This is a genomic window from Streptomyces sp. NA02950, from assembly GCF_013364155.1.
In the GTDB taxonomy this organism is placed as follows: domain Bacteria; phylum Actinomycetota; class Actinomycetes; order Streptomycetales; family Streptomycetaceae; genus Streptomyces.
The window spans coordinates 7408133-7434499 of the sequence record NZ_CP054916.1 but is presented as its reverse complement, the minus strand read 5'-3'; the positions used below and the strand labels follow the sequence as shown (position 1 = coordinate 7434499).

At 70.4% G+C, this 26367-nt stretch carries 25 protein-coding genes; 6 read left to right on the top strand and 19 right to left on the bottom strand.

All coding sequences use genetic code 11. The features are described from left to right. Positions 1–66 precede the first annotated feature (66 nt). Both HUT19_RS32690 and HUT19_RS32685 read left to right on the top strand, forming a co-directional pair. Complete coding sequence (locus HUT19_RS32690; RefSeq protein ID WP_176183904.1) at positions 67–864, top strand: IPT/TIG domain-containing protein; 798 nt, start codon at positions 67–69, stop codon at positions 862–864. Positions 865–1028: 164 nt separating this feature from the next. After that, a complete protein-coding gene (locus HUT19_RS32685) occupies positions 1029–2294 on the top strand; it encodes an IPT/TIG domain-containing protein (protein ID WP_254885896.1) in 1266 nt (421 codons plus the stop codon). 49 nt (positions 2295–2343) lie between these two features. Here the strand turns inward: HUT19_RS32685 and HUT19_RS32680 are convergent, their stop codons facing one another. From HUT19_RS32680 to HUT19_RS32630, 11 genes are all read right to left on the bottom strand, one after another. Beyond that, on the bottom strand, positions 2344–5166 hold the full coding sequence (locus HUT19_RS32680; RefSeq protein WP_176183903.1) for an RNA helicase: 2823 nt from the start codon (positions 5164–5166) through the stop codon (positions 2344–2346). Between the two features lie 253 nt (positions 5167–5419). Then, positions 5420–6397: a twin-arginine translocase subunit TatC gene (gene tatC, locus HUT19_RS32675; RefSeq protein ID WP_176183902.1), complete on the bottom strand. Its 978-nt coding sequence runs from the start codon at positions 6395–6397 to the stop codon at positions 5420–5422. Positions 6398–6460: 63 nt separating this feature from the next. After that, on the bottom strand, positions 6461–6754 hold the full coding sequence (tatA, locus tag HUT19_RS32670) for a Sec-independent protein translocase subunit TatA (protein WP_176183901.1): 294 nt from the start codon (positions 6752–6754) through the stop codon (positions 6461–6463). A 230-nt stretch (positions 6755–6984) separates the two neighbouring features. Beyond that, on the bottom strand, positions 6985–7221 hold the full coding sequence (locus HUT19_RS32665; RefSeq protein ID WP_176183900.1) for a hypothetical protein: 237 nt from the start codon (positions 7219–7221) through the stop codon (positions 6985–6987). Positions 7222–7231: 10 nt separating this feature from the next. Then, the gene (locus HUT19_RS32660; RefSeq protein WP_176183899.1) at positions 7232–7495 is read right to left on the bottom strand and encodes a hypothetical protein; all 264 of its coding nucleotides are present in this window, start codon (positions 7493–7495) and stop codon (positions 7232–7234) included. After that, complete coding sequence (locus HUT19_RS32655; protein ID WP_176183898.1) at positions 7488–8459, bottom strand: YafY family protein; 972 nt, start codon at positions 8457–8459, stop codon at positions 7488–7490. Before HUT19_RS32655 ends, HUT19_RS32660 begins: the two co-directional genes overlap by 8 nt. A gap of 19 nt (positions 8460–8478) precedes the next feature. Next, positions 8479–9456: a YafY family protein gene (locus tag HUT19_RS32650; protein WP_176183897.1), complete on the bottom strand. Its 978-nt coding sequence runs from the start codon at positions 9454–9456 to the stop codon at positions 8479–8481. Positions 9457–9570: 114 nt separating this feature from the next. Continuing rightward, complete coding sequence (locus tag HUT19_RS32645) at positions 9571–9942, bottom strand: FKBP-type peptidyl-prolyl cis-trans isomerase (protein ID WP_176183896.1); 372 nt, start codon at positions 9940–9942, stop codon at positions 9571–9573. A gap of 39 nt (positions 9943–9981) precedes the next feature. After that, on the bottom strand, positions 9982–10977 hold the full coding sequence (locus HUT19_RS32640; protein WP_176183895.1) for an FKBP-type peptidyl-prolyl cis-trans isomerase: 996 nt from the start codon (positions 10975–10977) through the stop codon (positions 9982–9984). A gap of 114 nt (positions 10978–11091) precedes the next feature. Beyond that, complete coding sequence (gene pafA, locus HUT19_RS32635; protein ID WP_176183894.1) at positions 11092–12453, bottom strand: Pup--protein ligase; 1362 nt, start codon at positions 12451–12453, stop codon at positions 11092–11094. A gap of 9 nt (positions 12454–12462) precedes the next feature. Beyond that, the gene (locus HUT19_RS32630; protein ID WP_176183893.1) at positions 12463–13854 is read right to left on the bottom strand and encodes an MFS transporter; all 1392 of its coding nucleotides are present in this window, start codon (positions 13852–13854) and stop codon (positions 12463–12465) included. Between the two features lie 150 nt (positions 13855–14004). On the opposite strand from HUT19_RS32630, the gene HUT19_RS32625 reads away from it, so the two are divergent. Next, positions 14005–15084, top strand: coding sequence for a LacI family DNA-binding transcriptional regulator (locus tag HUT19_RS32625; RefSeq protein WP_176183892.1), 1080 nt, complete (start codon positions 14005–14007; stop codon positions 15082–15084). Between the two features lie 277 nt (positions 15085–15361). Here HUT19_RS32625 and prcA read toward each other — a convergent pair whose 3' ends face one another. From prcA to arc, 5 genes are all read right to left on the bottom strand, one after another. Continuing rightward, entirely contained in the window at positions 15362–16120 is a 759-nt protein-coding gene (gene prcA, locus HUT19_RS32620; RefSeq protein ID WP_176183891.1) for a proteasome subunit alpha, read from the bottom strand. 53 nt (positions 16121–16173) lie between these two features. Beyond that, the gene (prcB, locus tag HUT19_RS32615) at positions 16174–17019 is read right to left on the bottom strand and encodes a proteasome subunit beta (protein WP_176183890.1); all 846 of its coding nucleotides are present in this window, start codon (positions 17017–17019) and stop codon (positions 16174–16176) included. A 112-nt stretch (positions 17020–17131) separates the two neighbouring features. Beyond that, complete coding sequence (locus tag HUT19_RS32610; RefSeq protein WP_059148607.1) at positions 17132–17350, bottom strand: ubiquitin-like protein Pup; 219 nt, start codon at positions 17348–17350, stop codon at positions 17132–17134. Positions 17351–17485: 135 nt separating this feature from the next. Then, a complete protein-coding gene (gene dop / locus HUT19_RS32605) occupies positions 17486–18997 on the bottom strand; it encodes a depupylase/deamidase Dop (RefSeq protein ID WP_176183889.1) in 1512 nt (503 codons plus the stop codon). Positions 18998–19256: 259 nt separating this feature from the next. After that, positions 19257–21023, bottom strand: a complete 1767-nt coding sequence (gene arc, locus HUT19_RS32600) for a proteasome ATPase (RefSeq protein ID WP_176183888.1) — start codon at positions 21021–21023, stop codon at positions 19257–19259. Between the two features lie 254 nt (positions 21024–21277). Between arc and HUT19_RS32595 the strand changes: the two genes are divergently transcribed. Then, the gene (locus HUT19_RS32595) at positions 21278–21568 is read left to right on the top strand and encodes a ferredoxin (RefSeq protein ID WP_176183887.1); all 291 of its coding nucleotides are present in this window, start codon (positions 21278–21280) and stop codon (positions 21566–21568) included. Positions 21569–21587: 19 nt separating this feature from the next. On the opposite strand, the gene HUT19_RS32590 is transcribed toward HUT19_RS32595, so the two are convergent. From HUT19_RS32590 to HUT19_RS32580, 3 genes are all read right to left on the bottom strand, one after another. After that, positions 21588–22166, bottom strand: coding sequence for a hypothetical protein (locus HUT19_RS32590; RefSeq protein ID WP_176183886.1), 579 nt, complete (start codon positions 22164–22166; stop codon positions 21588–21590). Positions 22167–22306: 140 nt separating this feature from the next. Next, positions 22307–23263 carry a tRNA (adenine-N1)-methyltransferase gene (locus HUT19_RS32585; protein WP_176183885.1) on the bottom strand — a complete coding sequence of 319 codons (957 nt, stop codon included), beginning with the start codon at positions 23261–23263 and terminating at the stop codon, positions 22307–22309. Positions 23264–23346: 83 nt separating this feature from the next. Continuing rightward, positions 23347–24588: a site-2 protease family protein gene (locus HUT19_RS32580; RefSeq protein WP_176183884.1), complete on the bottom strand. Its 1242-nt coding sequence runs from the start codon at positions 24586–24588 to the stop codon at positions 23347–23349. Between the two features lie 84 nt (positions 24589–24672). On the opposite strand from HUT19_RS32580, the gene HUT19_RS32575 reads away from it, so the two are divergent. Both HUT19_RS32575 and HUT19_RS32570 read left to right on the top strand, forming a co-directional pair. Next, a complete protein-coding gene (locus HUT19_RS32575; RefSeq protein WP_176183883.1) occupies positions 24673–25662 on the top strand; it encodes a PD-(D/E)XK nuclease family protein in 990 nt (329 codons plus the stop codon). A 27-nt stretch (positions 25663–25689) separates the two neighbouring features. After that, the gene (locus HUT19_RS32570; protein ID WP_009719179.1) at positions 25690–26361 is read left to right on the top strand and encodes a response regulator transcription factor; all 672 of its coding nucleotides are present in this window, start codon (positions 25690–25692) and stop codon (positions 26359–26361) included. Positions 26362–26367 lie beyond the last annotated feature (6 nt).

Sequence of the window (26367 nt, the reverse complement as noted above, 5' to 3'; positions counted from 1 at the left end):
GGTGTCCCCGGGACCCCGCACCCCCTGGCCGAGGGGCCCCTGCGGCCCTTCAAAGGAGGCAACATCATGGCAACCATCACGTCGCTGGTGGATACCACCACCGGCACCAACCAGGGCAAGGCCGGCGACACGCTCCAGATCAACGGCACCGCCCTGGGGACGACCACCAAGGTGAACTTCGGTACGAAGACCATCACCACCGGACTGACCGTGACCGCCACCCAGGTCACCTGCACCATTCCCTCGGGGCTGTGCGCCGGTCAGGTGTCCGTCAGCGTGACCAGCAGCACCAATGTCACCAGCAACGCCCTGCCGTTCTTCCTGATCGCCGAGCCGGCCACCACCGGTGTGAGCGCCACCTGCGGTCCGGCGGCCGGTGGTACCTCGGTCACGCTCTTCGGCAACAACTTCCTGACCGGGACCGGGGTCACGGTGGGCGGCACGGCGGTCACCCCGACCCCCACCTTCAGCTCCAACTCACAGGTCACCTTCGCCACTCCGGCCCACACGATGGTCAACCCGTGCATCGACACGGTGAACGTCGTCGTGACCACGGCGGGCGGCTCGAGCACCCCGGTCAGCAACACGGTCCAGTTCTCGTACTACACCGCCCCGGCCATCACCTCGGTGGTGCCCGCCACGGGCACCCAGGGTGACAGCATCACCGTCAACGGCACCTGTCTGGTGGATGTGCAGTCGGTCGAGTTCGACGACGGAACGAACACCGTCGCCGCCGACTTCACCAGCCTCGGCAACACCCAGCTGGTCGCCATCGTGCCCGCGGGGCTGACCCCCGGCGCCGGGACCATCACCGTCACCACCTGTGGCGGGCCCTCCAACGCCCAGGCGTTCACCATCACCTGACCGGCCGCAGACCGGCCGCCGCCGCGCGCCGGATCCGGCACCACCAGCCCGTCCCCCCGTCCCCCGTCCGCACCACCGGCGCCGGGCGAGCGGCGACGCCCCGCGCCCTGGCCGACGGCCTGTCGGCCAGGGCGCGGTCGCCTGCCCGGCACGAGAAGGAGAACATGATGGCCCCCGTAGTGACCAGCGTCAGCCCCAACCAGGGTGCACCGGCGGGAGGTACCACCGTCACCATCACCGGCACCGGCTTTCTGGGCGCCTCGGTCGTCAGGTTCGGCTCCCAACTGGCCACCAATGTGGTCGTGGTGAGCAATACGCAGATCACCGCCAAGACGCCACCGGGAACGGGAACGGTCAAGGTCACGGTCACCGGTCCGAGCGGCACCAGCACCCAGAACGTGTTCTTCAGCTATGTGTCGGTGCCGGCGCCGGTGCTCACCAGTCTCAGCCCCGGCTCCGGGCCGGCCGCGGGCGGCAACACCGTCACCCTCAACGGCACCAACCTCAGCGGCGCCACCCAAGTCCTCTTCGGCGCCACCCCCGCCACCATCCTCACCAACACCCCCACCCAAATCACCGTCACCGCACCCCCCGGCACCGGCACCACCAACGTCACCGCCACCACACCCGGCGGCACCACCAACCCCCTCCCCTACACCTACATCACCACCCCCGCACCCACCCTCACCAGCCTCAACCCCACCTCCGGACCCACCACCGGCGGCAACACCGTCACCCTCAACGGCACCAACCTCAGCGGCGCCACCCAAGTCCTCTTCGGCGCCACCCCCGCCACCATCCTCACCAACACCCCCACCCAAATCACCGTCACCGCACCCGCCAGACCGCCCGGTTCGGTCAGTGTCACCGTCACCACGCCCGGCGGGATCAGCAATCCGCTGCCGTACTTCTACGTCGCCGCGCCCATCGTGACCGATCTGGCGCCGCACTTCGGCCCGGACACCGGCAGCAACACGGTCACCGTCTTCGGCAGCGGGCTGACGCTGACCAGTGCCGTCAGCTTCGGGGGGAATCCGGCCACCGGGATCACGGTGGTGTCGGACAACCAGCTGACCGTCACCGCACCGGCCGGGACCGGAACCGTCGCCGTCACCGTGACCACACCGGGCGGCACCAGTACGACGGGGACCGGCAACCCCTACTACACCTATCTCGGGGCGCCGGTGCTCACCAGCCTCAACCCCGCCCAGGGGCCGGACCTCGGCGGTGACTCGGTGGTGCTCAACGGCCTCAATCTGACCTACACCGACGCGGTGACCTTCGGGAGCGACCCCGCCGCGTTCTTCGCGATCTCGGACACCCAGGTGGTGGCGGCCGCCCCGGGCGGGCCGCCCGGCACCGTCCTGGTGGTGGCGCACACTCCGGCCGGGAACAGCAACGCCCTGTCCTACACCTACGAGCCGTCCTGACCGCCCGTCAACGGAGGAGCGGCCGGCCGGACCGGACTCGGCCCACCACTCACCCCACCGAGGAGTACGCCACGACGCCGCGCAGCAGCCCGTCGACCGCCCGGCGGGCGTTGCGCGTCACCGTGCCGTCGGGGGCGGCGGCCGCGATCTGGCCGAGCACATCGATCACTTGCTTGGTCCAGCGCACGAAGTCACCGGCGGGCATGTCGATTTCGCGCAGCAGCTCGTCGAGACCGTGTCCGGACGCCCAGCGGTAGGCGGCCCAGGCGAACCCGAGATCGGGCTCGCGCTGGCCGACGCCCTCGGCCTGGTTGATCCGGTGCTCCTCCTCCAGGGCGTCCAGCCGTCCCCAGATGCGCACCATCTCGCCCAGCGCCTCCTTGGCGCGGCCCGCGGGCAGCTTGGGCGGCAGCGCGTCGTCTGCGGCGCGCGCCTCGTAGACGAGGGCCGAGGCGCACGCGGCCAGCTCGGCGGGGGCCAGGCCCTCCCAGACGCCGTCGCGCAGGCACTCGCTGGCGAGCAGATCCAGCTCGCCGTAGAGCCGGGCCAGCCGCTTGCCGTGGTCGGTGACCTCGTCACCCCGCAGATAGTCCATCTCGCTCAGGAGCGCGCAGATCCGGTCGAAGGTGCGGGCGATGGTGTTCGTCCGGCCCTCGATCCGCCGCTCCAGCTGCTTGGTGTCACGCAGCAGCCGGTGGTAGCGCTCACCCCAGCGGGCGTGGTCCTCGCGGTCGGAGCAGCCGTGGCAGGGGTGGGCGCGCAGGGCGGTGCGCAGCCGTGCGATCTCGGTGTCGTCGGCGGCGGCCGAACGCTCCTTGCGGTGGCGGCGCACATCGTGGTGACCGGCCTTGGTGCGCAGCGCGGAGGCCAGATCCCGGCGGGACTGGGGACTGCGCGGGTTGAACGAGCGCGGGATCCGCATCCGGTCCAGCGGCTCGACCGGGACCGGGAAGTCGATCGAGGCGAGCCGCTTGACCTGGCGCTCGGCCGTGAGGACCAGCGGCCGGGGGCCGTCGTGGTGCTCGAAGCCGCGGTGGCCGTTGGAGCGCCCGGCGGGCAGCCCGGGGTCGAGCACCAGCGCGAGCCCGGCGAACTTGCCGGTGGGCACATGGATGACATCGCCGGGGCGCAGCTTCTCCAGCGCGACCGCGGCGGCGGCGCGGCGCTGGGCCACGCCCTGCCGGGCGAGCTCGCTCTCCCGGTCCTTCAGCTCACGGCGCAGCCGGGCGTATTCGTCGAAGTCGCCGAGGTGGCAGGTCATCGAGGCGCGGTAGCCCTGGAGGCCCTCCTCGTTCCGCTGGACCTGGCGGGAGATGCCGACGACCGCCTTGTCGGCCTGGAACTGCGCGAAGGAGGTCTCCAGCAGCTCGCGCGAGCGGTGCCGCCCGAACTGCGAGACCAGGTTGACCGCCATGTTGTACGACGGCTTGAAGGAGGAGCGCAGCGGATAGGTGCGGGTACCGGCGAGTCCGGCGAGCGCGGCCGGGTCCATGGCGCGCTGCCACAGCACCACCGCATGGCCCTCGACGTCGATGCCGCGCCGTCCGGCCCGGCCGGTCAACTGGGTGTACTCACCGGGGGTGATGTCGGCGTGCTGCTCGCCGTTCCACTTGACCAGCTTCTCCAGCACCACCGAGCGGGCGGGCATGTTGATGCCGAGCGCCAGGGTCTCGGTGGCGAAGACCGCCTTGACCAGCCCGCGGGTGAACAGCTCCTCGACGACCTCCTTGAAGGTGGGGAGCATTCCGGCGTGGTGCGCGGCGATGCCCCGCTCCAGGCCCTCCAGCCATTCGAAGTACCCCAGGACATGGAGGTCTTCGTCCGGGATGCCGGCGGTGCGCTCCTCGACTATCGACCGCACCTGGGCGCGCGCCGCGTCGTCGTTCAGCCGCAGTCCGGCGTACAGGCACTGCTGGACGGCCGATTCACAGCCCGCGCGGCTGAAGATGAAGGTGATGGCGGGCAACAGCCCCTCGGCGTCGAGCCGGTCGATGACCTCCGGTCTGCCCGGGGTCCAGATCCGGCTGCGCTGACGGCGCTCGCGCTCCCGGTCGGCCTCCCGCATCGAGCGCCCGCGGCGCTTGTCGCGGCCGAAGCCGGGGCGGCTGTTCTCCATCCGGGCCAGCCGGACCAGATCGGGGTTGACCTCGCGACGGCCGCTCTGGTCCCCGTCCTGGCCGTTCTTCTCCTCGAAGAGGTCGTACATCCGGCGTCCGGCGAGCACATGCTGCCACAGCGGCACCGGGCGGTGCTCGGAGACGATCACCTCGGTGTCGCCGCGGACGGTGTCCAGCCAGTCGCCGAACTCCTCGGCGTTGGAGACCGTGGCGGACAGTGACACCAGGGTCACCGACTCCGGGAGGTGGATGATGACCTCTTCCCAGACGGCGCCGCGGAACCGGTCGGAGAGGTAGTGGACCTCGTCCATCACCACATAGCCCAGCCCGAGCAGCGACTGCGAGCCCGCGTAGAGCATGTTGCGCAGCACCTCGGTGGTCATGACGACCACCGGGGCCTCGGAGTTGACGCTGTTGTCACCGGTGAGCAGGCCGACCTTGTCGGCGCCGTAGCGCTTGACGAGGTCGGTGTACTTCTGGTTCGACAGCGCCTTGATGGGCGTGGTGTAGAAGCACTTGCGGCCCTGGGTGAGCGCCAGGTGGACGGCGAACTCGCCCACGATGGTCTTGCCGGAGCCGGTGGGGGCGGCGACCAGCACGCCCTTGCCGGATTCCAGGGCCTTGCACGCCTCGATCTGGAAGTCGTCCAGCGCGAAGTCGTACATCTCGCGGAAGGGGGCCAGCGCGGTGGCCTGCTCGGCGGCCCGGACCCGGGCCGCGGCATAGCGCTCGGCGGGAGATAGCTCGTCGGTCATCGTACGTACGAGACTACCGGCCACCTCCGACAGCGCACGCGATCTTTATCCGGGCTTTGTCCCGGCCCCGGTCACTCGCCCGGCAGGGGTACCGTGCCGGGCGCCGCGCGGGCGGTCACCAGCGGCGGGACGCGCTCACCGTCCGCGTACGCGGTGAGACGGACGGCGGCCGGGCCGCCGCACCGTACGGCGCGCGGGGTGGCGGGCCACACGCTCTGCCGGAGCGGGACCGGCGGGGGGCGGCCGGGCGGCGTCAGGTGACGTCGTCGTAGCCGTTCCGCCGGGCGGGACCGTGCTCGTCGTCGCCGGTCAGCTCGGCCGGGGAGCCACTGGCGCCGACCCGCTCCGGGCCGCCGACGGCCTCGGGCGTCAGATCCAGCTGCGACGCCTCGTCGTCGTCCAGGCCGAAGTCGGGATCGGCGGCCTCGCGGCGGGCCTTGCGCCGGTCGTTGAGCAGCGCGATGCCGCAGGCGCCGAAGTAGAGCACGGTGACCGGCCCGGCCAGGGCGAACATGCCGATCGGATCGGTGCTCGGGGTGGCGATGGCACCGAAGACGGTGATGCCCATGATCATCGCGCGCCACCAGCCGATCATCCGGCGGCCGCTGAGGATGCCGGTGAAGTTCAGCAGGATCAGCAGCAGCGGAAGCTCGAAGGCGAGTCCGAAGACCACGATCATGCGGGCGAGCAGATCGAGGAAGTCGTCCAGCGGGAGAAGGTTGTTGGCGCCCTGGGGCGTGAAGTTGAGCAGCACCTTGGCGCTGGTCGGCAGGATCTTGTAGGCGAAGAAGGCCCCGCCGACGAAGAGCGGCACCCCGAGCCCGACGAAGAACAGGCCGTACTTCTTCTCGTTGCGGTGCAGACCCGGGGCGAGGAACGCCCACAGCTGGTAGAGCCAGACCGGGGTGGCGATCACCACACCGGTGGTGAAGGAGACCTTCAGCATGATGGTGAACGGCGACAGCAGACCGTTCACGGTGAAGTACGCGCACTTCTGGGCCGCGTCATGGGCCGAGAGCTCGGACAGCGTGACCCCACCGCAGCCGACCGAGTCCAGCACCGGTTTCATCAGGAAGTCCACGATGTCCTTGTAGAAGAACATCGCGACGATCGTGATCACACAGATCGCCAGGACCGACTTCAGCAACCGGTTGCGCAGTTCACGCAGATGCTCCGCGAGGGGCATCCGCCCCTCAGGGTCCTTCTCCTTCTTGCGGGCAGACTTGAGCAACCCACGTCCTCATCTCGTGCGTCCTGCGGCGGCCCGTTCAGGCCGCCTCCAAGTGGCCCTCGGTCAGCGCTGCGTGGTGCGGTCGCTCGGCTCGGAGACCGGGCGCGAGCTGGTGACATCACCCGGGGCGGCCTGGATGGTGCGGTGCGAGCCCTGGTCCTGGCCGGGGTTGGGCGGGTCGGCCGGGGCGTTCTGCTGCTGCTGGCCGTCCGACTTCATCGCCTTGGCCTCGCTCTTGAGGATCCGGGCGGACTTGCCCAGGGAGCGCGCCATGTCGGGGAGCTTCTTCGCGCCGAACAGCAGCACGATGACGACAAGGATGAGGATGATCTCGGTGGCGCCGAGCCTTCCGAACATAAGCGTCTACCTTCTCACCGAGGCGGCTGGTGTGGGGCTGCCGGACTGGTCGGACATGCGTCCGGCCGCCGTGCTGTCAGCGATCGTAGCGCGCACGGGTAAACCCGGGGCAATCCCCGTGCGGACGCCTGGTTGCGGCCCTCCGCCTCGTATTCAAGGCCGCGAACAGCCAGCCTACCTCGGGCGCCTGGCCGCCAGCAGGGTGCCTGCGCCCCGGGCGGCGGGCGCGGTCAGTCGCGGTCGGTGACGGTCGGTGCGCGCTCCCGGCCCCGGCGCAGCGCGTCCACCTGGGAGCCCAGCGGCGCCGTCGCCCGCTCCAGGTCCTCCGCGGCCCGGCTGATCCGCCGCGAGCTCTCGGCCACCTGCCGGGAGAGTCTGCGTACCTCCGCGTGGACCCGCACCGCACACAGCGCGAGCACGGCGATTCCGCAGAAGGCGAGGGAGAGCGCGAGCATCGGCCAGAGCATGACGGAGAGCCTAGACCGTGGAGTGCAGCCGCAGCGTACGCACCCCGCCGCCGGTGAGCAGCTCCACGATCCGCTCACCGGCCGGTTTGCGCACCGCCGAACCGCAGTCGGGGCAGGTGAAGGAGTAGAAGGTGGTGCGGTCGCTGGCCCCGATCGCCAGCCGGAGCGCCGCCGCGGCCAGCTCGAAGCGGCCGCGGCACTCCGGACACGCCGCCTTGAAGATCACTGAGGCGGGATTCCCCCCAGGGGTCACTGTGTGCGTCCCTTCACTCACCGTACGCCGCGAGCGCCCGCTGCGCCGCGTCCCGCGCACTGTCCGCGAGCCCCTGCGGGGAGACGATCCGGCCGTCCCTGCCCAGCCGGAGTGCCAGCCGCCGCAGCGAACCGGGGTCGGGGGTGCGCAGCGTGATCCGCAGACCGCCGTCGGGCAGCTCATCCGCGCTGTCGTGCGGGTAGTACTCGGCGACCCAGCGTCCGCCGGGAGCCACCTCGATGACCACCTCGGGGTCCTCGGCGCCGGTCTGCACCAGCCCGGTGGACAGCTCCGACAGATCGCGCAGCTCGATCGGGGGCGGGTCGGAGGCGTCGTCCAGCAGTCTGATCTCCACGACCCGGTCCAGCCGGAAGGTGCGCCGCGCCTCGGAGAGCCGGCACCACGCCTCCATATAGGTGCGGCCGACGGCGAACAGCCGGATCGGGTCGACCTCGCGCTCGGTGATCTCGTCGCGTGCGGGTGAGTAGTAGCGCAGCCAGAGCCGTCGCCGCTCGGAGATGGCCCGGTCGACATCGGCGAAGACCCCGCCCTCGGACTCGAAGGTGACCGAGAGCCGGGCGCTGGCCCCGGCCGCCTCACCCGCGGCGGCCTCCAATTTGGCGGTGGCCCGCAGCAGCGCGTCCCGGTCGCTCTCCCGCAGTCCGGGGAGGGTGGCCACGGCGCGGGCGGCCACCAGCAGCGCGGTGGCCTCGTCGGCGGCCAGCCGCAGCGGTTCGCCGGTGCTCGTGCCGGTGGCATCGGGGTTGTGCCACCAGATCCGCTCACCGTCGGTGTCGATGTCCAGCAGGTCCCCGCCGCGGAAGCTGGTGCCGCACAGCGGCAGCACATCGAGGTCGGAGATCAGCTCGTCCTCGCTGATGCCGAAGGCCCGGGCGACCTCGGCGACGCGGGCGCCGGGGCGTTCGCGCAGATACGTCACCAGGGACAGCATCCGGCGGGTCTGGTCGATGGCGTTTCCGGCCATATGAAGTCGGTCCGTCCCCTCAGCCCTTGGCCACGGCGCGCAGCCGGTCCACGACATCCGCCCGCAGTTCGTCGGGCGCCAGCACCACCACGTCCGGGCCGAACTCCACCAGCCAGGCGTCCAGGCCGTGCCCGTACGGGATCTCCAGCTCGTCCCAGCCGTCCCCGGCCGGGGCGGTGGACAGCGCCTTGGCCCGCAGCGGATAGCCGTGACCGGAGCGCAGCCGGATCCGGGCGGTGCCGGTGGCGGTCTCGCCCGACCAGGTCTCCACGGTCTCGCGCACGGTGACGTGGTCGGGCACCTCGGCGGTGAAGGCGCCGGTGCGCAGCCGGACCCGGCCGCAGATCCGGGAGAGCCGGAAGACCCGCTCGGCGGTCCGCTCGCGGTCCCAGCCGGCCAGGTACCACTGGCCGCGCCAGCACTCCAGCGCCCAGGGCTCGACCTGGCGCTGCTCGGGGCGGGCGGCGTTGGACTTGCGGTAGTCGAAGACGACGGGGCGGCGGTCGCGGCAGGCGAGCATGAGCGGTTCGAAGGCCGCCTCGTGGACCGGGATATGCGGCTCCAGCGCGCTGTGCGCCTGGGTGTCGTACGGGTCCTCGGCGACCGGCATCCCGGCGGCGCGCAGCTTCTGGAGGGCGCCGCTGGCCGCTCCCGCGAGCCGGGCCTGCTGCCAGACCTTGGCGGCCAGGCCCAGGGCGGCGGCCTCCTCGGCGTCCAGGGTGATGGGGGGCAGCCGGTTGCTGTCACGGCGGGCGAGATAGCCGACCTCGCCGTCGATGCCCTCCACCGTCTCGATGACCAGGCCGAGTTCGCGCAGATCGTCCTTGTCGCGCTCGAACATGCGGTTGAAGGCGTCGTCGTTGCCGCCGCCCGCGGCGCCGCCCGCCTCCAGGTACGCCTCGATGGAGCCGCGCAACTCCCGTTTGGTCAGCGGGCGCCGGGTTCCCAGCAGGCACAGCGCCAGATTCATCAGCCGCTCGGCCTTGGCAATCGCCATCGACGCCCTTTCTCTATGACCCTACGACCGTGACCGTACCGCTACCGGGACGCGCGGCAAAAGCCGAGGGCCCCTGCCCGCGGGCAGGGGCCCTCGGCGGGGCTCACCCGGGTCTCAGGCGGAGACCAGGTCGCAGACGAAGATCAGCGTCTCGCCCGGCTTGATCCGGCCACCGGCACCGCGGTCGCCGTAGGCCAGGTTCGGCGGGATGATCAGCTGGCGGCGTCCGCCGACCTTCATGCCCTGGAGACCCTGGTCCCAGCCGGGGATGACCTGTCCGACACCGAGCTGGATCCGCAGCGGGGTGTTGCGGTTGTAGCTGGCGTCGAACTCCTCGCCGGTGCTGAAGGCCACGCCGACGTAGTGGACGGCGATGTTGCTGCCGGCCTTCGCCACGGGGCCGTCACCCTCCCAGATGTCCTTGATCTGGAGATCGGTCGGCGGCTCGCCACCCGGGAAATCGACCTCGGGCTTCTCGATGCTCACGAAATTGCTCCTGTCACGTTGTGGGCAACCCGCACAGTCTTACAGAACCGCCAGGATGTCGACGCAGAAGACCAGCGTGGAGTTGGCCGGGATGCCCGGCTTGGCCTCGTCCTTGTAGCCCAGGTCGGGCGGTACGACGACCAGCACCCGGCTGCCCACCTTCTTGCCGGTGAGCCCCTGGGACCAGCCCTTGACGACCTGCTGGAGGGAGAACTGGGCCAGTTCGCCGCGCTTGTAGGTGGCGTCGAACTGCTTGCCGTTCTTCCACAGCACGCCCTTGTACTGGACGAGCAGCGCGTCGGTCTTCTTCACCTTCGGGCCGTCGCCCTCGATGACGTACTCCGAGACCAGCTTCTTCGGCGCGGCCTTCTTGGGGACGGTGATGGTGGGCGCCTTGCCGTCGGTGTTGGCGGACACCTTGGGCAGGTCGATATTGCTCTGGGCCACCTTGTCGCCCTTGGCCGAGCTCTTGCCGTTGAAGCGGTCGACGAGGTCGATGACGAACACCAGCGTGTCGGTGCCCTTGATGCCCGCCTGCGGCTGGCCCTGCTTGCCGTAGGCGTAGGCGGGCGGTACGGCGAGCTCCAGCCGGCTGCCGACCTTCCGCTCCACCAGCGCCTGGTCCCAGCCCGGGATGACCTGGCCGGCGCCCAGCTGGAAGGTGGCGGGCTTCTTCTTGTCGTACGAAGTGTCGAGGACCTTGGCGCTGCTCCAGATCTGGCCGAGGTAGTTGACCTGGAGGAAGTCCTTCTTGGCCGTGGTCGGCCCGTTCCCCTTGATGACCGTCTTGACCGCCAGGTCCGAGGAGGGTTTGCCCGCCCCCTTGGCGATCTTCGGCTTGTCACCGAAGTCCTCACCGGAGGTGATGGGGGGCACCGGCCCGCTCACGATCTTGCCGGTGGGGGCCGGCGACGGCGTCGGGCTGGTGGGCTCCTTGGACGGTGATGCCTTGTCGGATCCTGACTTGTCGTCACCGCAGCCGGCAAGCGTCAGCAGGCCCGCGGGCACGGCAAGGAGTACGGAGCGTCGGCGCACGGAGTCCTCGTTACGTAGATCTTGCGATGGACGATGCGCGTCACTCTACGTCGTACGGCGGGCCCCGTCCGAGGAACGCACGGGGCCCGCGCGGCACATAAGCCGTCCGCCATCTCACATACCGGCGATGAGTTTCTCCACCCGGTCGTCGACCGACCGGAACGGGTCCTTGCACAGCACCGTGCGCTGCGCCTGGTCATTGAGCTTCAGATGCACCCAGTCCACGGTGAAATCGCGGCGCTGTTCCTGGGCCCGGCGGATGAAGTCGCCGCGCAGCCGTGCGCGAGTGGTCTGCGGGGGAACCGACTTGCCCTCGAAGATTTTCAGGTCGTTGCAGACCCGGGCCGCCTGACCACGCTTCTCCAGCAGATAGTAGAGCCCCCGGCGGCGGTGGATGTCGTGGTAGGCGAGGTCTATCTGGGCGATGCGTGGATGGGACATGGTGATGTTGTTCTTGGCCCGGTACCGCTCGATGAGTTTGTACTTCATCACCCAGTCGATTTCGGTGGCGATCCGGTCCAGATCCTCGGTGCGCACCGCCTCCAGGGTGCGGCCCCACAGCTCCAGGACGCGCTCGACGGTGCCGGTGCGGATACCGCGGCGCTCGCAGAAGTCGACGGCCTTCTCGTAGTACTCCTGCTGGACCTCCAGCGCGGACGCCTCGCGCCCGCTGGCCAGCCGGACCTTGCGCTGACCGGTGATGTCGTGGCTGACCTCGCGGATGGCCCGGATCGGGTTCTCCAGGGTCAGGTCGCGCATCACGGTGCCCGCCTCGATCATGCGGAGCACCAGGTCGGTGGCGCCGACCTTGAGCAGCATGGTGGTCTCGGACATGTTGGAGTCACCGACGATGACATGCAGCCGGCGGTAGCGCTCGGCGTCGGCGTGCGGCTCGTCACGGGTGTTGATGATCGGCCGGGAGCGGGTGGTGGCGGAGCTGACGCCCTCCCAGATGTGCTCGGCCCGCTGACTGACGCAGTAGACGGCGCCGCGCGGGGTCTGGAGCACTTTGCCCGCGCCGCACAGCAGCTGCCGCGTCACCAGGAACGGGATGAGAATGTCGGCGAGCCGGGAGAACTCCCCGTGGCGGGCCACCAGATAGTTCTCGTGGCAGCCGTAGGAGTTGCCCGCCGAGTCGGTGTTGTTCTTGAAGAGATAGACGTCGCCCGCGATTCCCTCCTCGTGCAGGCGGCGCTCTGCGTCCACGAGCAGACCCTCGAGAATGCGCTCGCCTGCCTTGTCGTGGGTGACCAGCTCGGTCACGTTGTCGCACTCGGGGGTTGCGTATTCCGGGTGCGAGCCCACGTCGAGATAGAGGCGGGCGCCGTTGCGCAGGAAGACATTGCTGCTGCGGCCCCAGGAGACAACACGGCGGAAGAGGTACCGCGCCACTTCGTCAGGAGACAGCCGGCGCTGTCCCCTGAATGTGCACGTGACGCCGTACTCGTTCTCCAGCCCGAAAATGCGGCGGTCCATGACTGAACATTACGCCTGATGGCCTGCTCTGAAACCGGGTTCGGCCGCACGGTTGCGATCATTTTCCGCAGCGGGTGAACCCGGCGCCGGGGGAAACGCGTCGGGAAGCGGCTCGGGAGGCGCGTCCGGACGGGCCGCCGCGGCGTGCTGGGTGTCCGGTTCGGTGGCGGGCCGGGTGGCGGGTTCGGGGTCCGGTCCGGTGGCGGACTCGGCGCCGGGTTCGGCGCCGGGTTCGGCCAGGAGCCGCCGGGCGGCCAGCAGCACCACCAGCCCGGCCGCTCCGGCGATCCCGGGGACGGCGAATCCGGGACCCACACCGCCGAACTCGACCGCCGGTCCGGCGACCGCCGTCCCCACCGCGCTGCCGACCACGAAGGTGGTCACCAGCCAGGAGAACGCCTCGGTGACCGTACCCCCGGGGGCGTGCCGGTCGACCACGACGAACGCGCAGGCCAGCGCCGGAGCCAGAAACACACCCGCCACCCCGGCGAGTACGGTCATCGGCACCACACCGGGCACCAGCATCAGCGGCAGATAACCCAGCGCGAGCGCGGCCACCAGCCCCAGCAGCCGCCGTTCGGGCGACCCGGCCCAGGGGCGGGCGCCGTAGACCACCCCACCGACCAGCGCACCCGCGCCGAGCGCGGACAGCAGATAGCTGGAGACCATGCCGCCGCCGTGCTCGTCGGCGTAGGCGACCGAGGCCACCGCGATGGCGCCGAGGGCGAGTCCGACGAAGAAGAACGAGCCGAGCAGCACCAGGAGCCCGGGTGAACGCAGCGCGCCCAGCCAGTGCGCCTCGCGCGGCGCGGAGCGCCACCGACGGGACGGTGGCGACACCACGACGGACAGCGCGCCCGCGACCCCGAGGGCGTTGATGACCAGCAGCGCGGCCCTCTCCGACCACAGGGCGACCACCAAGGTCACCAGCAGCGGCCCGACCGCGAACATCACCTCCTGGGCCACCGCGTCCAGCGCGTAGGCGGCGTGGATACGGTCCTCGCGCCCCAGCACGCTCGGCCACAGCGCCCGCAGCCCGCCCTCCAGCGGCGGGGTGAAGCCGCCCGCGATCAGCATCGCGGCGCAGGCCACGGGCAGCGGGTCGAGCCCTACCACGACGAACAGCGCCATCCCGAGCGCGGACGCCACCGCGGCGGGCAGCATCACCCGCGGCTGGCCGAAGCGGTCCACGGCTCGGCCCAGCAGTGGCTGGCCGATGGCGTTGGCCGCGCCGTAGACGGCCGACAGCGCCCCGGCCAGGGCGTAACTGCCGCCCTCCGCACGCGCGAACAGCAGCACCGCGATGGCGGCCGTGGCATTCGGCAGTCGTCCGATGAGCGTGCCGGTGAGCAGCCGCGCCGCATGGCGGGTGCGCAGCAGGTCCCCGTAGCCAGCCGCCATCGTCCGTGCCCTCCTCGTGGTCGATGCGGGTCATGGTCAAGTTTTACGTATAACGTCCGTCGTCATACGTACCATGGCGGCCAGCCGCGGGTCCACTCCCGGACGCGCGGACGGCGCGGATCGCCGGGACGGCGGAGGGAAGCGGAAGCGATGGTGGCGAGCGGGGCCGCTGAGAGAGGTGTCCCGGGGACCGGCCGCACGGGTGACACCGCGGCGGACGGGGACCGCACGGCGGCGGGTCGGGCCACCAGCCGGGACGTGGCGCGGGTCGCGGGGGTCTCCCAGGCGACGGTCTCCCTGGTCCTCGGGGACAAGTGGTCCGGCCGGGTGTCCGCGCGCACCGCGGAGACGGTGCGCGCCGCGGCACGCCAACTGGGCTACCGGCCCAACCTCGCGGCGCGCAGTCTGCGGCTGGGCCGCACCCGGACCGCGCTGCTGGTGGTGCCCGCCCTGACGACCGAGTTCTTCGCCCGGGTGTACACGGGCGCGGCCCGGGTCGCCGCCGACCACGGCTTCGGGGTGGTGCTCTATCCCTCCCCCGAGGGCGTCGGCCCCGCCCGGGACCCGTTCGACTCCGCGCGTGCCTCGCTCGACGGTGTGATCGCCTCCTCCATGGCGGCCGACGCGCTGGCGGCGGTGCGCGGTGGCGGGCTGCCGCTGGTGATGCTCGACAGCGACCCGGCCGACGCGGCCGCGGCCGTCAACCTCGACATCGCGGACGGCGCCCGGCAGGTGGCGGGCCACCTCCTCGCCCTCGGCCACCGCCGTATCGCCCATCTCGCGGCGACCGTGGACTCCTGGACCTTCCGGGTACGCGCCGGCGCCTTCGCGGCGACGCTGGGCGCGGCGGACGGTGTGACGCTGAGCGCCGAACCGGCGGGGCTGAGCGTCGAGGAGGGCCGCCGGGCGGCCGAACGCGTCCTGGCCGCCCCGGGCCCGCGTCCCACGGCACTGGTGTGCGACGACGACATCCTGGCGGCGGGCGCCTGCAAGGCGGCCCGGCGGCTGGGGCTGCGGGTGCCGGACGACGTGTCCGTGACGGGCTTCGACGACCTGGCGCTGGCCACCGCGGTGGAGCCGGAGCTGACGACGGTACGGCTGCCCGCGGAAGCGGTGGGGGCGGCGGGGATGCGGGCCCTGATGGCGGTCCTGAACGGCGAACCGGCCCAGGACACCACCCTCCCGGTGGACCTCCTCACCCGAGGTTCCACGGCCCCTCCCCCGCGGTAGCCCACCGGGGCCCCGGGGCGTGCCACGGGGTTGCCCTGGACGTCGGTGAGCGCCACCGGAACCGCAGGTGCCCGCGCGCCCCCCGGGTGACGTCCACGCACGCGGCTCCCACCGGGCAGGGCCCGGCGCCCGGGCGGCGGGTGGCCGCGTGTCACCACCCCACGCGGCGCCCAGACACGGCACACGCGCCGATCCACGCTCCCCCACCACCGTGGGGCCTCACGCAGCGGCGCGCCCCGGGGCCTGGGGCCGCCGGGGCGCGGGTGGGGCGGGGTGGTTACTCCTCGGACTCGTCCGTCTCGGAGGAGGCGGACGCGTCCTCCTCGGCGGCGGTGTCCTCCGACTCCAGGAGCCGGGAGAGCTGGCGGCCGAGCACGCGCTTGAACTTCCGCTGCTGGGGGCGCTTGCGGTCCAGGACCGCGACCTCGAGCTGCTCGGCGGTGAGACTGCGCTCACCGCCGTTGTTGTCGCGGGCGAGCGACTCGACGGCCAGCTTGAGCGCTTCGGCGAGGGTCATGCCGTCGCGGTGGCGCTGATCGAGGTAGCTGCTGATCTGGTCGGCGTTGCCACCCACCGCGACCGAGCCGTGCTCGTCCACGATGGAGCCGTCGTGCGGCAGACGGTAGATCTGGTCGTCCTCGGGGGCCTCCCCGACCTCGGCGACGATCAGCTCGACCTCGTACGGCTTCTCGGCGGCGCTGGAGAAGATGGTGCCCAGCGTCTGTGCGTAGACATTGGCCAGACCACGGGCCGTGACGTCGTCACGGTCGTAGGTGTAGCCGCGCAGATCGGCGTAGCGGACACCGCCGATGCGCAGGTTCTCGAACTCGTTGTACTTGCCGACCGCGGCGAAGGCGATGCGGTCGTAGATCTCGCTGACCTTGTGCAGGGCGCGGGACGGGTTCTCGGCGACGAACAGGATGCCGTCGGAGTACTGCAGCACGACCACGCTGCGGCCGCGCGCGATGCCCTTGCGGGCGTACTCGGCGCGGTCGGCCATGGCCTGCTGAGGAGATACATAGAACGGCGTCGTCACCGGCTGTCCGTCCCTTCTGTCAGTGGCGAATGCATTCCGGGTCAACCGTCCTCTCAGAGCAGGGCGGCGCGGGGGCCGTCCGGCTCTTCGAGCCGCCGCTCGTGGATGGCGCGGACGATCTCGGACACCTCTGCGTCGGAGTACCTCTTGTAGCCGTCGTCGGTGATGACCGTGACGAGGGGGTAGATGCGCCGGGCCAGGTCGGGACCGCCGGTGGCCGAGTCGTCGTCGGCGGCGTCGTAGAGCGCCTGGACGACGGCGGTGGCCGCCTGGTCCTCCGTCAGGTCCTCGCGGTAGAGCTTCTTGAGCGCGCCCCGGGCGAACATCGAACCCGAGCCGGTGGCCGCGAAGCCGTGCTCCTCCGAGCGCCCGCCGGTGACGTCGTAGGAGAAGATGCGGCCCTTCTCCCGGTCGACGTCCCAGCCCGCGAAGAGCGGGACGACGGCCAGGCCCTGCATCGCCATGCCGAGATTGCCGCGGATCATGGTCGACAGCCGGTTGGCCTTGCCCTCCAGGGAGAGGACGGTGCCCTCGACCTTCTCGAAGTGCTCCAGCTCCAGCTGGAAGAGCTTGACCAGTTCCACGGCGATACCGGCCGTGCCCGCGATACCGACGGCCGAGTACTCGTCGGCGGGGAAGACCTTCTCGATGTCCCGCTGGGCGATCACATTGCCCATGGTCGCGCGGCGGTCACCGGCGAGCACCACTCCGCCGGGGAAGCTGGCCGCCACGATCGTGGTGCCGTGCGGGGCCTCGACGGCGCCCTGCACCGCGGGGAGCGGACGGTTCCCCGGAAGCAGCTGGGGCGAGTGCGCGCCCAGGAAATCCATGAAAGACGAGGAGCCGGGCGTCAGGAAGGCAGCCGGCAGACGCCCTGTGTCACGAGTGTTGGCTTCCACACGTTTCCTTCCACCAGATCTTGAAATACTGCACGGACCATACCCCTGGCCATGGAAGTCATCCGTCCTGCGCCCCCCTCTTCGCGGGGACGCAGGACGGAGAACACGCGCCTTACTGGCCGCCCTTCTGGACGAAGGACCGCACGAAGTCCTCCGCGTTCTCCTCGAGCACGTCATCGATCTCGTCCAGCACGGAGTCGACGTCGTCGGAGAGCTTCTCCTGCCGTTCCTTGAGGTCTTCCGCCGCCTGTGCGTCCTGCGCCTGCTCCTCGACCTCTTCGGTCGAGCGCGACGCCTTCTGCTGTCCGCCGCCGGTGTCCTTGGTCGCCATATCCCTCACCCCGCTCGGTTCGCCCGCTGATTCGATCGGTCTCAAGATCAGACCCTACAATCCGGGTCCGACATCGGCCTCCCACTTGCTACAACGCACGGAGGCCACCTCGATGATTCCCGGCCGGAGCCCGTTTCAGCCGCCCGAGAGCACCCGGACCAGGTCCTCCGCGGTGCGGCAGCGGTCCAGCAGCTCCTTGACGTGGTTCCGGGTGCCGCGCAGCGGCTCGAGGGTGGGAACTCGTTGCAGAGAGTCACGGCCCGGGAGGTCGAAGATCACCGAGTCCCAGGACGCGGCGGCGACATCGTCGGCGTACTGCTCCAGGCAGCGGCCGCGGAAGTAGGCGCGGGTGTCCTCCGGGGGCTTGTTCTGGGCCCGTGCCACGTCCTGGTCGTCCAGCAGCCGCTTCATCTTGCCGCGCGCCGCCAGGCGGTTGTACAGGCCCTTCTCGGGCCGTACGTCGGCGTACTGGAGGTCCACCAGGTGGAGCCGGGCGGCGTCCCAGTCCAGGCCGTCGCGCCGCCGGTAGCCCTCGAGCAGCTCACGCTTGGCGACCCAGTCCAGCTCACCGGACAGGCTCATGGGATCGCGCTCGAGCCGGTTGAGGACGTCCTCCCAGCGGGTCAGCACATCCCGGGTCTGCTCGTCGGCGTCGGCGCCGAAGCGGTCCTCGACGTACTTGCGGGCCAGCTCGAAGTACTCCATCTGGAGTTGTACGGCGGTCAGCGTACGTCCGCTACGCAGAGTGATAAGACGGCCCAGAGTCGGGTCGTGGGAAACCTGGTGCAGGGTGCGCACCGGCTGATCCACGGCGAGGTCCACCGCGATAAAGCTGTCCTCGATCATCGACAGCACCAGCGAGGTGGTGCCCAGCTTGAGGTAGGTCGAGATCTCGGAGAGATTGGCGTCGCCGATGATCACATGCAGTCGGCGGTACTTCTCGGCGTCGGCGTGCGGCTCGTCGCGGGTGTTGATGATGGGGCGCTTGAGGGTGGTCTCCAGCCCCACCTCGACCTCGAAGTAGTCGGCCCGCTGGCTGAGCTGGAAGCCGTGGTCATGCCCGTCCTGGCCGAGGCCGACACGGCCGGCGCCGGTGACCACCTGGCGGGAGACGAAGAAGGGCGTGAGATGGCGCACGATGTCCGAGAACGCGGTCTCCCGCTTCATCAGGTAGTTCTCGTGCGTGCCGTAGGAGGCGCCCTTGTTGTCGGTGTTGTTCTTGTACAGGTGGATGGGCTGGGCGCCGGGCAGCTCCGCGGCGCGCATGGCGGCCTCGGCCATGATGCGCTCGCCCGCCTTGTCCCAGAGCACCGCGTCCCGCGGATTGGTGACCTCGGGGGCGGAGTACTCCGGGTGGGCATGGTCGACGTAGAGCCGGGCGCCATTGGTGAGGATCACATTGGCCAGGCCGATGTCCTCGTCCGTGAGCTGGCTTGCGTCGGCGGACTCACGCGCGAGGTCGAAGCCGCGGGCGTCCCGCAGCGGATTCTCCTCCTCGAAGTCCCAGCGGGCGCGGCGCGCCCGGTGCATCGCCGCCGCGTAGGCATTGACGACCTGGGATGAGGTGAGCATGGCATTGGCGTTGGGGTGTCCCGGGACGGAGATCCCGTACTCCGTCTCGATTCCCATTACGCGCCGTACGGTCATGCGGCCCTCCTTGCCCGGCGCCGCCCCCTGGCGGGATCGGCGCTCAAGTACCGCTGCGCTTCTAGTCCGTGCGCGGCCCCCGATCCCCCACGCCGCGATACTGCGGTACCGACGAGCCTAGGACGGCTTTGCGGTGCTGCGGAGATCATCTCAGTCATTGCTCCGGTCGGGCTCGTAGGACTCATACGAAGAATGCGGTCCGAAAAGCGCATCCGGCTGCGGATGCCCCGTCCAGGACATCCGCAGCCGGACAGCGGTGTTACAGGTACTGACCGGTGTTCGCCACCGTGTCGATGGAGCGTCCCGTGTCCGCGCCCTGCTTTCCGGTGACCAGGGTGCGGATGAAGACGATCCGCTCGCCCTTCTTTCCGGAGATCCGGGCCCAGTCGTCGGGGTTGGTGGTGTTGGGCAGGTCCTCGTTCTCCTTGAACTCATCCACACAGGCGGCGAGCAGGTGGGAGACGCGGAGCCCCTTCTGGTTGTGGTCGAGGAATGCCTTGATGGCCATCTTCTTGGCCCGGTCCACAATGTTCTGGATCATGGCGCCGGAGTTGAAGTCCTTGAAGTAGAGGACTTCCTTGTCGCCATTGGCGTAGGTGACCTCCAGGAAGCGGTTCTCCTCGGATTCCGCGTACATCTGCTCGACGACCGACTGGATCATGCCCGCGACGGCGGCCTTCGGGGACCCGCCGTGCTCGGCGAGGTCGTCCGAGTGCACCGGGAGGGTGTGCGTCAGGTACTTCGAGAAGATGTCCTTGGCGGCCTCGGCGTCCGGACGCTCGATCTTGATCTTCACATCGAGACGGCCAGGGCGCAGGATCGCGGGGTCGATCATGTCCTCTCGGTTGGAGGCGCCGATCACGATCACGTTCTCCAGGCCCTCGACACCGTCGATCTCCGAGAGCAACTGGGGGACGATGGTGTTCTCCACGTCCGAGCTGACACCGGAGCCACGGGTGCGGAAGAGGGAGTCCATCTCGTCGAAGAAGACGATGACGGGTGTGCCCTCGCTGGCCTTCTCCCGCGCCCGCTGGAAGACCAACCGGATGTGCCGCTCGGTCTCACCGACGTACTTGTTGAGCAGCTCGGGGCCCTTGATGTTGAGGAAGAAGCTCTTCCCCGCGGGCTTGCCGGTCACCTCGGCGACCTTCTTGGCAAGGGAGTTGGCGACGGCCTTGGCGATGAGCGTCTTGCCGCAGCCGGGCGGGCCGTACAGCAGCACGCCCTTGGGCGGCCGCAGTTCGTGCTCCTTGAAGAGGTCGGGGTAGAGATAGGGGAGCTCGACCGCGTCGCGGATCAGCTCGATCTGGTTCCCCAGACCACCGATCTTCGTGTAGTCGATGTCCGGGACCTCTTCGAGGACGAGTTCCTCGACCTCGCTCTTGGGCACGACCTCGTAGACATAGCCGGACCTGGGCTCGAGCAGCAGGGCGTCACCGGGACGAATGGTGGTTTCCAGCAACGGCTCGGCGAGCCGCACCACCCGCTCCTCGTCGGTGTGCCCGATCACCAGGGCGCGCTCGCCGTCCTCAAGGACCTCCTTGAGGGTGACGATGTCCCCGGCGCGCTCGAACTCCATGGCCTCGACCACGTTGAGCGCCTCGTTGAGCATGACCTCCTGGCCACGCTTGAGGTCGTCGAGGTCGACGCTCGGGCTGACGTTCACCCGGAGCTTGCGGCCCCCGGTGAAGATGTCCGCCGTGCCGTCCTCGTTCGCCTTCAGAAAAGCCCCGAAGCCGGCCGGCGGCTGGGCGAGCCGGTCGACCTCCTCCTTGAGGGCCACGATCTGGTCGCGCGCCTCACGGAGTGTGTTCGCGAGCCGCTCGTTCTGTGCGGACACTCCCGCCAGATTGGTCTGCAGCTCGACGATCCGCTCTTCGAGAATCCTCGTATGACGCGGAGAGTCGGCGAGCTTGCGGCGCAGGACGGCGATTTCCTGCTCGAGATAGGCAACCTGACCGGCTGGGTCATCAGACCCCCGCCCCGGCCGGATGCCGCGGTTGATGTCGTCGTCGTGGGCTGCCACGGTCCTCACCTCCTCCAAGGGGAGCTGGACGCTTCCTGACCCTACCTGGGCCGGTGCGGGTTGAAACCCCTAGATCACAAACCCGGTCGGCGTGTGTCCGATCTTCACCCTTGCGCACTCCCTCACGCCAGGTGAATACCCACCCAACAACATCGGAAAGCGAGCGGTTGTATCGTCGAGACGGTCAACACCCGCCAGGGCTGGCGATATTTAGTCAACGAATCACGTATCGAGGGAACGGCAGGCGACGTACCGTGCGGAACGAGGAGCTCGGCGATCTTGAAGTCTGGATTGACCAGGACCTGTGCACGGGCGACGGGATCTGCGCCCAGTACGCGCCCGAGGTCTTCGAACTCGACATCGACGGTCTAGCCTACGTCAAGAGCGCCGACGATGAGCTGCTCCAGGACAAGGGCGCCACGGCCCCCGTCCCGCTCCAGCTGCTGACCGAGGTGGTGGACTCCGCCAAGGAGTGCCCGGGCGACTGCATCCATGTGCGGCGCACCGCGGACAAGGTGGAGGTCTACGGCCCCGGCGCGGAGTGACGGGACACCGCGTAACCGATCACACACTCCCCGGGACGGGCAGCGCGTCGAGCACGAACTTGCCGTCCCGCCACTGCCAGTTGACCTTGCGTTGCAGATCCGGGCAGCACCGCGGGACCTTCGCGGAGGAGTATCCCAGCAAGGTGGCCGAAACCTTCTTTCCGCGTACCGCGAAATCCCGGATGCTCATACCTTCCCCGGGATCCACGAACGTGGCCACGATCCGGGGCGCCGTGCCCTTGCCGCCCCCGCTTCCGGCGCGTTCCGCGGGTGACAGCACATAGACGCCGCTCGGCGGGGTACCGGTCGCCGAATGACAGCGCACCACCGCGACGGTTTCCGGCCGTCCGTCCCCGTCCAGGTCCCCCGAGCCCCGGTCCACCACATCCGGCCGGGCCCCGCCGCAGTCCATCGGGTACTGCGCCGCGCGGGGATCGGGGGCCTTGGCGGCCGCGGCGTGCGGCGCGGTGGTGGCCTTGGCGTCCGACGGCTGGACGAACGATGATCCGGCGACGACGGCGGCCACGGCGGCCGCGGTCGCGAGCCAGTGCACCGGACGGGGGTGGGTGTGCGCGAGATCCGGGCCCAGAGGCTGCACGCGGGATGACTCCTGTGAGAGCGGAGGCGGGGGGTGCCCCGCATGGTGCCACATCTCACACGGCGCGGCCACCGCCCCCGTCGAGGGGAAGTCGGTGGCCGCGCCGGGGCGTTGATGCGGGGTGGTCCGGTGTGGGGCCGTCAGCCGCGCCCGGAAGCGGTGTCCTGGCTCCCGGAGGCGGTCTGCTTGCCGCCCGCGGTGTCCGTTTCCTTCCCTGCGCCCCAGCCCGCGTAGTCCTCGCCGTAGGCGCCCTTGGCGGGACGGCGGCGGCGCAGCGGGGGCTCCACGCCGTCCGCGAGACGGCGGGCGGTGAGCAGGAAGCCGGTGTGCCCGATCATCCGGTGGTCGGGGCGTACCGCCAGTCCCTCGACGTGCCAGGTGCGGACCATGGTCTCCCAGGCCGACGGCTCGTTGAAGGTGCCGTGCTCGCGGATGGCCTCGACGGTCCGGGCGAGCTGGGTGGTGGTGGCGACGTAGGCGCACAGGATGCCGCCGGGGACGAGCGCCTTGGAGACGGCCTCCAGGCACTCCCAGGGGGCGAGCATGTCCAGGATGACGCGGTCGACGTCGGTGTCGGACAGATTGTCCTGGAGGTCGCCGACGGTCAGCCGCCAGGCCGGGTGCGGGGAGCCGAAGTAGCGCTCGACGTTCTGGGAGGCGATCTCGGCGAAGTCGGCCCGGCGCTCGTAGGAGTGCAGCATGCCCTGGTCGCCGATGGCCCGCAGCAGAAACATGGAGAGCGAGCCGGAGCCGACGCCCGCCTCGACGACCCGTGCGCCGGGGAAGATGTCGGCCATCGCCAGGATCTGCCCCGCGTCCTTGGGGTAGACCACGGCGGCACCGCGTGGCATGGACAGGACATAGTCGGGGAGCAGGGGGCGCAGCGCGAGATACGCGACGTTTCCCGTGGTGCGCACGACGGTTCCCTCGGGGGCGCCGATCAGCTCGTCGTGGGGGAAGGAACCCTTGTGGGTGTGGAAGTTCTTCCCGGCCTCGAGCGTGAAGGTGTAGTGGCGTCCCTTGGGGTCGGTGAGCTGGACCTGGTCCCCGACCTGGAAGGGCCCGCGACGGCGGGCGGCACCGGTCGGTTCGGACATGTGAACAGCCTACCGGGCCCCCCGGCCCCGCCGTGACCGCGGCCATGAGGGCACTCCCTCCGGCACCGGGCGGCGAGCGCGCCTCAGGAGGGCGTACGGGCCATGGCGGCGACGAAGGCGCGCTCGACGTCGGACGTGGACAGCACCCCGTAGATCTCGCCGGTCTCCTCGATCACCAGGTACTCGGTGGCGGGGGTGGCCCGCAGGGTGTCCAGCAGCTCCTCGCCGGTCAGCTCGGCGGAGACGCGCATACCGTCCTTGAGGTCCTGGGCCAGGCCGCTGACCGCGACCCAGGGGCGGCGGTGCTCGGGGATCCCGACGATGGCCGCCTCGCGCACCACGGCGGTCGGGGTGCCGTGGGCGTCCACCACGACCAGGGCGCGGGCCCCGGCCTCGTTGGCCCGGCGCAGCGCCTCCGAGAGCGGGGTGTCGCCCTCGACCGGGACGGCGCGGCGGGTGAGCGTGCGGGCGCGCAGATCCGGCAGCCGCTCGCGCAGCCGGGCCATCCGCAGACTGTTGCCCGCACCGGTCCAGATGATCGCGGCCAGTATGGCGGCGAGCAGCGCGTCGGTGAGCGAGTCCACACTGCCGAAGTCCTCGGGCTCACCGCCGAGGCCGCCGGCCTGGGTGAGCAGCGGCAGGCCGACCAGCACCGCCACGGCCAGCGCCCGGCCGCTCCAGGCGGCGGCGACGGTGCCGGTCATGGGCCTGCCGCTGAGCTTCCACACGACGGCGCGCAGCATCCGCCCGCCGTCCAGCGGCAGGCCGGGCAGCAGATTGAAGGCGGCCACGATGAGGTTGGAGATCATCAGCCCCGCGAGCAGCACCCCGGGCACCGTGCCGGGCTCCACCAGCAGCATGCCGAGGTAGAACACACCGGAAAGCACCAGGGAGAGCAGCGGGCCGACGAAGGCGAGGACGAACTCCCGGCCGGGTGTCTCGGACTCCTTCTCGATCTCCGAGACCCCGCCGAAGAACTGGAGCTGGATCCGGCGCACCGGCAGCTTGAAACGGAGCGCGGCGACGGTGTGCGCCAGTTCGTGCACCAGCACGGAGGCGTAGAAGGCCACGGCGAAGAAGAGCGAGACCAGGTAGCGTGCGGCGCCGAGCTCGGGCAGGACGCGCTCGAGCTGTCCGCCGAAGACCCAGGTGATGAGGGCGGCGACCAGGAACCAGCTGGGAGAGACATAGACGGGCACGCCGAACGGCCGGCCCATCAGGATCCCGCCGCCCACCTCGCGTGGGCGCCGCGGTTTGCCTGCCTCCGGCTCGGTCGTCCGGTCCGATCCCCCGTTGTCGGACTGCGGCTGCCCGCTGTTGTCCACGGTGTCCCCTCGTTGAGTGCATCGGTCGCACCCAGTTTTTGATACGGTCCCCACGATCATGCAGTGCCAGGGGCTCGGACGTCGATGGTATGCGTCCGGCTGTCGGTGGCGGGCCGTAGGGTCTTCGCCATGGGAACCACCACCGGGAAGGCCGAACAGACGGACGGGCCACCGCAGTCCGACCGCTCCGCGTCGCTGTCGCCGTCACGGGCGTCCGACTTCATGCGGTGCCCTTTGCTGTACCGCTTCCGGGTGATCGACAAACTGCCCGAGAAGCCGAGTGCGGCGGCGACCCGGGGCACGGTGGTGCACGCCGTGCTGGAGAGGCTCTTCGACGCGCCGGCGGCCGAGCGCACCGCCCCGCGCGCCCGGGCCATGGTGCCGGGCGAGTGGGAGCGCCTGCTCGCGGACCGGCCGGAGCTGGCGGAGCTGTTCCGTGACGACGACGCCCACGACGCCGGCGGCGGCGATGAGCACGCCGAAGGCAAGGACGGCGGGGGTGCCCCGGCCCCGGAGCGTCTCGCCGAGTGGCTGGCGGGGGCCGAGCGGCTGGTGGAGCGGTGGTTCTCGCTGGAGGACCCGGTCCGGCTGGAGCCCGCCGAGCGGGAGCTGTTCGTGGAGACCGAGCTGGAGTCCGGGCTGACCCTGCGCGGGATCATCGACCGGGTGGACATCGCCCCCACCGGCGAGATCCGGATCGTCGACTACAAGACCGGCAAGGCCCCCGCCCCGCAGTACTCGGCGGAGGCGCTGTTCCAGATGAAGTTCTACGCCCTGGTGGTGTGGCGGCTGCGCGGCACGGTGCCGCGCCGTCTCCAGCTGGTCTACCTGGGCAGCGGTGATGTGCTGACGTACGACCCGGACGAGGGCGATCTGCGGGCCGTGGAGCGCAAGCTGCTGGCCCTGTGGGAGGCGATCCGGCGGGCCACCGAGACCGGCGACTTCCTGCCCCGGCAGACCCGGCTGTGCGGCTGGTGCGACCACCAGGACCGTTGTCCGGAATTCGGTGGCACTCCCCCGCCCTATCCGTTGCCGATCATCCCCGTTCAGTCCCCGGAGACGGCTTCGGGATAATAGGGCCGGTCGAGCGAAGGAGATCCCGTGGCGATCCGTGTCCTACTGGTTGATGACCAGCCGCTGCTGCGCACCGGCTTCCGGATGATCCTCGAGGCGGAGCAGGATCTCGCGGTCGTCGGCGAAGCGGGGGACGGTCTGCAAGCCCTGGACCAGGTGCGGGCCCTCCAGCCCGACGTGGTGCTCATGGACATCCGGATGCCGCGGATGGACGGAGTGGAGGCGACCCGTCAGATCACCGGCCCCGGGCGGGACGGCCCGGCCAAGGTGCTGGTGCTGACCACCTTCGACCTGGACGAGTACGTGGTGGAGGCGCTCCGCGCGGGGGCCAGCGGCTTTCTGCTCAAGGACGCGCCCGCCACCGAGCTGGTGCAGGCGATCCGGGTGGTGGCGGCGGGTGAGGCGATGCTCGCGCCGAGCATCACCCGCCGGCTGCTCGACAAGTACGCCGGTCATCTGCCCTCGGGCGAGGAGCCGGTGCCGGACACCCTGCACACCCTCACCGAGCGCGAGGTCGAGGTGCTGAAGCTGGTGGCCCGGGGGCTGTCCAACGCGGAGATCGCCGCGGATCTGTTCGTCAGCGAGACCACGGTGAAGACCCATGTCGGCCATGTGCTGACCAAGCTGGGTCTGCGGGACCGGGTCCAGGCGGCCGTCTACGCCTACGAGAGCGGGCTGGTCCGCCCCGGCGCGCAGTAGCGGGCG

Coding starts and splice junctions, on each gene's coding strand:
- HUT19_RS32690 (WP_176183904.1), top strand. CDS start 67: ATGGCAACCATCACGTCGCTGGTGGATACCACCACCGGCACCAACCAG.
- HUT19_RS32685 (WP_254885896.1), top strand. CDS start 1,029: ATGATGGCCCCCGTAGTGACCAGCGTCAGCCCCAACCAGGGTGCACCG.
- HUT19_RS32680 (WP_176183903.1), bottom strand. CDS start 5,166: ATGACCGACGAGCTATCTCCCGCCGAGCGCTATGCCGCGGCCCGGGTC.
- tatA (WP_176183901.1), bottom strand. CDS start 6,754: ATGTTCGGAAGGCTCGGCGCCACCGAGATCATCCTCATCCTTGTCGTC.
- HUT19_RS32665 (WP_176183900.1), bottom strand. CDS start 7,221: ATGCTCTGGCCGATGCTCGCGCTCTCCCTCGCCTTCTGCGGAATCGCC.
- HUT19_RS32655 (WP_176183898.1), bottom strand. CDS start 8,459: ATGGCCGGAAACGCCATCGACCAGACCCGCCGGATGCTGTCCCTGGTG.
- HUT19_RS32650 (WP_176183897.1), bottom strand. CDS start 9,456: ATGGCGATTGCCAAGGCCGAGCGGCTGATGAATCTGGCGCTGTGCCTG.
- pafA (WP_176183894.1), bottom strand. CDS start 12,453: ATGGACCGCCGCATTTTCGGGCTGGAGAACGAGTACGGCGTCACGTGC.
- HUT19_RS32630 (WP_176183893.1), bottom strand. CDS start 13,854: ATGGCGGCTGGCTACGGGGACCTGCTGCGCACCCGCCATGCGGCGCGG.
- HUT19_RS32625 (WP_176183892.1), top strand. CDS start 14,005: ATGGTGGCGAGCGGGGCCGCTGAGAGAGGTGTCCCGGGGACCGGCCGC.
- HUT19_RS32610 (WP_059148607.1), bottom strand. CDS start 17,350: ATGGCGACCAAGGACACCGGCGGCGGACAGCAGAAGGCGTCGCGCTCG.
- dop (WP_176183889.1), bottom strand. CDS start 18,997: ATGACCGTACGGCGCGTAATGGGAATCGAGACGGAGTACGGGATCTCC.
- HUT19_RS32585 (WP_176183885.1), bottom strand. CDS start 23,263: ATGTCCGAACCGACCGGTGCCGCCCGCCGTCGCGGGCCCTTCCAGGTC.
- HUT19_RS32575 (WP_176183883.1), top strand. CDS start 24,673: ATGGTATGCGTCCGGCTGTCGGTGGCGGGCCGTAGGGTCTTCGCCATG.